The sequence below is a fragment of the Brevundimonas diminuta ATCC 11568 genome, assembly GCF_000204035.1.
Taxonomy (GTDB): Bacteria; Pseudomonadota; Alphaproteobacteria; order Caulobacterales; family Caulobacteraceae; genus Brevundimonas; species Brevundimonas diminuta.
The window spans coordinates 2,216,249-2,220,813 of record NZ_GL883086.1 but is presented as its reverse complement, the minus strand read 5'-3'; the positions used below and the strand labels follow the sequence as shown (position 1 = coordinate 2,220,813).

Genomic DNA, 4,565 nt, shown 5'->3' with positions numbered 1-4,565 from the left:
TCCTGCTGCCCGACGGCGCGCCTGAGGCGGCGGATGAACGCGCGGCGCGCGATCTGGCCGAGGGCGGCTTCATTGTGCTCCTGGTCGACCGACGCGAGGCGCCGGACAGTCCGCACCCGGCCTTCATTTCCGACGCGGCGGCGGCTGTCGCCTGGGCGGCGAAACGGGTCCAGGATCTCGGCGGCGATGCTGAACGCATCGGCGTTCTGGGACTGGGCGAGGGCGGCCGGGCGGCCCTGATGCTGGTCTTGGATCGACGCTATCTGGCGGCGGCCGGCGCGCCTGCCGCCGTGCGCGCGGCGGCGGCCCTGAGCGCAAATACAGGGCCGGACACGACCTTCACCGACCCTTCAGCCTATGGCGTCGCCTCTGATTCAGCGCCTGTGTGGCGTGGAGCGACGGGCGATATGGCGGGCGCCGTCGCCTTCCTGCACGGGGCGCTGGGCTGAGGCGTCAGTCGGCCCGCTCGAGCTGCGTCTTCAGATTGGCCAGTTGGGCCGACAGCACCCCGTCCACGGGTGCGGCCCAAGCTTCCAGCCCGCCGCCGGCGTAGCCGCCGACGACATAGGTCCAGGTCAGGGTCGTCCCGTCGCCTTCCGGCTTCAGGTTGAACGTCAGGCCGCCCGCCGCGCTCTGGCCCTGCAGCGGGCCGAGGCCGCCCTGCAGCACGAGCTTCGATCCCGGCTCGACCAGCACGGTCTCCAGATGGCGCGAGACGCGGCCGTCCGCCGCCCGCTCGCACCAGCAGCCGCCGGGCGACAGGTCCAGCGACAGGGCGGAGTTCCTGAACCAGCGGTGGTCGCGGCTCCACCAGGCGTCGGGCGCGATCAACATCGCCCAGACCCGCGCGGGCGGCGCGTTCAGGGTCAGCGTCCCGCCGATCTCGAACCCATGCGGCGCAGCCGACTTCACCTCGGCCCAGGCGGGCGCCGGAACAGAGATGACGGTCAGCAGGGCGGCGGCCGCAATAAGCGGAAACAGGCGTCGAACCATGGGAAATCCTCCAGCGGCACGAGGAAGCGCGCGGGCGCGTCTGCGGTCAACTGTCGTGTCGGCGTGTTTCCCCCGTCTCGCCAAGGTCACGGTTTTCCGCTAGAGGAAGCCATGACAGACAAGATGACCCCCCAGGCGGCGCTGGACCGCCTCGAAACCCTCTACAATCAATCGGTCGCCAACCTGCGCACCGCAGTGAAGCGTTTTCTCGAGACCGGCGAGCGCGCCGATCCCGAAGCTCGGGCCGTCGGCCTGTTCGCCTATCCCCGACTGACCATCAGCTGGTTCGGCGACCGCCCGCAGGATCTCGAGACCCGCGCCTTCGGCCGCCTGTCGCGCCCCGGCGTCTATACGACCACCGTCACCCGCCCCGACCTGTACCGCGCCTATCTGCTGGAGCAGCTGACGCTGCTGTCCGATGAATACGGCGCCCGGATCACGGTCGAGCCGTCGGAACAGGAAATCCCCTTCCCCTATGTGCTGGACGGTTCCGGCGTGGTGCTGGACAGCTCCATGACGGCGGCCATCGCCCGCTGGTTCCCGACCACGGATCTGGCCCACATCGGCGATGAAATCTCGGACGGCCTGTTCGAGCCGGGCGAGGACTTCCCCCTGGCCCAGTTCGACGGCCTGCGCACCGACTTCTCGCTGGCTCGCCTGCGTCACTACACCGGCACCCCGGTCGAGGACGTGCAGAGCTTCATCCTGTTCACCAACTACAACCGCTACGTCGACGAGTTCGTGCGCTGGGCCACGGCCGAGATCGCCGACCCCGACAGCCCCTATGAAAGCCTGTCCTGCGCCGGGGGCGTGGTGGTGACCAGCGCCACCGACAACCCCGAGGCGGCCATCATGGACGCCGCCTGGCGCAAGCATCAGATGCCCGCCTATCACCTGACGCGGCCGGACGGTCAGGGCATCACCCTGGTCAACATCGGCGTCGGGCCGTCGAACGCCAAGACCATCTGCGACCACCTGGCGGTCATGCGGCCGCACGCCTGGATGATGATCGGCCATTGCGGCGGCCTGCGCGGCAGCCAGACCATCGGCGACTATGTGCTGGCCCACGCTTACTTGCGTGACGATCATGTGCTGGACGCGGTCCTGCCCGCCGACATTCCGATCCCCAACATCGCCGAGGTGCAGCGCGCCCTCTACGACGCCACCAAGCTGGTCTCGGGCGCGCCGGGCGAAGAGGTGAAGAAGCGGCTGCGCACCGGCACCGTGGTCACCACCGACGACCGCAACTGGGAGCTGCGCTATTCCAAGTCGGCCCTGCGCTTCAACCAGAGCCGCGCCGTCGCCATAGACATGGAGAGCGCCACCATCGCCGCGCAGGGGTATCGCTTCCGCGTGCCTTACGGGACGCTGCTGTGCGTCTCGGACAAGCCGCTGCACGGCGAGATCAAGCTGCCGGGCCAGGCCAACCGCTTCTATGAAGGCTCGATCTCCGAGCATTTGCAGATCGGCATTCAGGCGGTGGACCTGTTGCGCGCCGAAGGCACCCGTTTGCACTCCCGCAAGCTGCGCGCCTTCGACGAGCCGCCGTTCCGGTAAGACGACCCGCTGACCTGAAGAGGGCGCTGGGGCTCCCCCGGCGCCCTTTTTGCTTGGGCGCTAGGCAGGGTGAAGGGTCGTGTGGCGCAATTTCAAGAAAGAACTTTACAAAATAAAGTTCTTAGCACACTCTCGCTTTCAACAGACAGGGAGAGACGCCATGACCCGCGATCAGGTTCAATCCGTTCACGACGACATCGCCTATATGAAGGCCCTCGCCCAGGAGGGACGGCGAGCGCCGCTTCTGGGCGGGTCGGTGCTGGTCGCCGCGGCCGTAATCTTCGGGGCCGCCACGGTCGGCCAGTGGATGATGGTGCTGGGCCGTATCCCCAACGGCGGCTGGGAAAGCCTGTCGCTTTGGCTGGGCGCAGCCGCAGTATTCGTGATCGCTCTGGTCGTCCTCATCCGCCGCATCGAAAGCGCCTGCGGCGGCGCCAGCGCCATGAACCGGTCTGTCGGCGCGGCCTGGTCGGCCATCGGCTACGGCATCTTCGTCACCTGGACGGCCCTGATGGTCTTCGGCTGGCGCACCGGCGACTGGGGCGTGATGGCCCTGATGCCGACGGTGGTCATGGGCGCCTACGGTTCGGCCTGGATGGTAGTGGCCGCCATCAGCCGCAAGGCCTGGCTCAACGTCGTGGGCCTGATCTCCTACGCCGGCGCCGTGGTGCTTGCCGGACTGGGCGATCCCCTGCTCATCTATCCGGTCTATCTGGTCCTGCTGATCGCCGTCGCCCTCGCGCCCGGATTGATCCTGGTGCGCGGCGCAACGAAGAAGGCGGGCTGAGATGAACGTCGAGGACGAGACCTCGGACTTCGACATCGGCCGCATCGACGAGGTGATCCACGGCCGGGTGCGCCTGGGGATCATGGCCTATCTGTCCGGGGTGGAGAGCGCCGACTTCGGCGAGCTGAAGGCCCGCTTGCAGACGACGGACGGCAATCTGTCGGTGCATTTGCGCAAGCTGGAGGAGGCGGGCTTCGTCGCCGTGTCCAAGAGTTTCCAGGGCCGCAAGCCCCTGACGCGGGCCAGCATGACGGAGACGGGGCGTGACGCCTTCCTCGCCTATCTGGACGCCATGTCGGCCCTGGTGGCGGGGCGTTAGCCCGGACTGGCGTGCGCCGTCGAACAGTCTAAGAAAGGCGGTCATGAGCGACCGCCTTTCGCCGTTCGAGGCCATCGACAACTTCCGCGACTATGGCGGTTACGCCGTGGATGACCGTCTGCTGGCGCGCGGGCGGCTCTATCGCGCGGCGCATCAGGCGCGGGCGACGCAGGCGGACGTAGCGCGGCTGGAGGCGCTGGGGCTGGCGGCCGTGGTCGATCTGCGTCGGCCCAGCGAGCGGCGAGCCCAGCCCTCGCGTCGTCCGGTCGGCTGGGCCGGGAGACTGATCGAAAGCGACCATGACGACGGCGGCGAGGCGCCGCACCTGACCTTTCTGAAGACCGCCGACCTGACCGAAGCGTCCGGCCGCGCCTTCATGACCGAGACCTATCGCCGCCTGCCCTTCGAAGCGGCTCATGTCGACCTGTTCGGCCGCTACTTCCGCCTGCTGGCCGAGGTCGAGGGGCCGGTGCTGATCCACTGCGCGGCGGGCAAGGACCGGACCGGCCTGCTGGCGGCCCTGACCCACAGACTGCTGGGCGTGGCCCACGACGATCTGATGGCGGACTATCTGGCGACCAATCAGGCTGTGGATCTGGACAGTCGGGCCGATGAGGTCGCGCGCAAGCTGACCGCCATGACCGGCCGCACGGCGTCGCACGGGGCGGTGGTCGCCTTCCTGGGCGTCGAGGCGGCCTATCTGGACGAGGCCTTCGGCGCCATGCGCGCGCACAGCGGCTCGGTCGACGCCTATCTGGAGCGCGTTCTGGGCGTGGATGCGTCGCTGGCCGACCGCATCCGGGCGCGGTTGGCACCGTGAGCGGCTTATCTGTTCGCCATGTCGAGACGCGCCCGTGGCGCGATCCGCTGGCGGCGGCGGCGAGGGTGAACCGTCGCGCGGGCGCCCTC

The 4,565-nt window shown here is 68.6% G+C and carries 6 protein-coding genes; 5 read left to right on the top strand and 1 reads right to left on the bottom strand.

Annotation, left to right across the window (positions count from 1 at the left end):
- On the top strand, positions 1-449 hold a 449-nt coding region (locus tag BDIM_RS16910), incomplete at its 5' end, for an alpha/beta hydrolase fold domain-containing protein (protein ID WP_155818650.1).
- Between the two features lie 4 nt (positions 450-453).
- Here BDIM_RS16910 and BDIM_RS14680 read toward each other — a convergent pair.
- The gene (locus BDIM_RS14680; protein WP_003166376.1) at positions 454-993 is read right to left on the bottom strand and encodes an SRPBCC family protein; all 540 of its coding nucleotides are present in this window, start codon (positions 991-993) and stop codon (positions 454-456) included.
- 111 nt (positions 994-1,104) lie between these two features.
- Between BDIM_RS14680 and BDIM_RS14675 the strand changes: the two genes are divergently transcribed.
- The 4 genes from BDIM_RS14675 to BDIM_RS14660 all read left to right on the top strand — a co-directional run bounded on the left by BDIM_RS14675 (position 1,105) and on the right by BDIM_RS14660 (position 4,476).
- Positions 1,105-2,550: an AMP nucleosidase gene (locus tag BDIM_RS14675; protein WP_040346338.1), complete on the top strand. Its 1,446-nt coding sequence runs from the start codon at positions 1,105-1,107 to the stop codon at positions 2,548-2,550.
- A gap of 160 nt (positions 2,551-2,710) precedes the next feature.
- Positions 2,711-3,337 (top strand): hypothetical protein, encoded by a 627-nt coding sequence (locus BDIM_RS14670; RefSeq protein WP_003166374.1) that lies wholly within the window; start codon positions 2,711-2,713, stop codon positions 3,335-3,337.
- A gap of 1 nt (position 3,338) precedes the next feature.
- On the top strand, positions 3,339-3,656 hold the full coding sequence (locus tag BDIM_RS14665) for a winged helix-turn-helix domain-containing protein (protein ID WP_003166373.1): 318 nt from the start codon (positions 3,339-3,341) through the stop codon (positions 3,654-3,656).
- Positions 3,657-3,699: 43 nt separating this feature from the next.
- A complete protein-coding gene (locus tag BDIM_RS14660) occupies positions 3,700-4,476 on the top strand; it encodes a tyrosine-protein phosphatase (RefSeq protein WP_003166372.1) in 777 nt (258 codons plus the stop codon).
- Positions 4,477-4,565 lie beyond the last annotated feature (89 nt).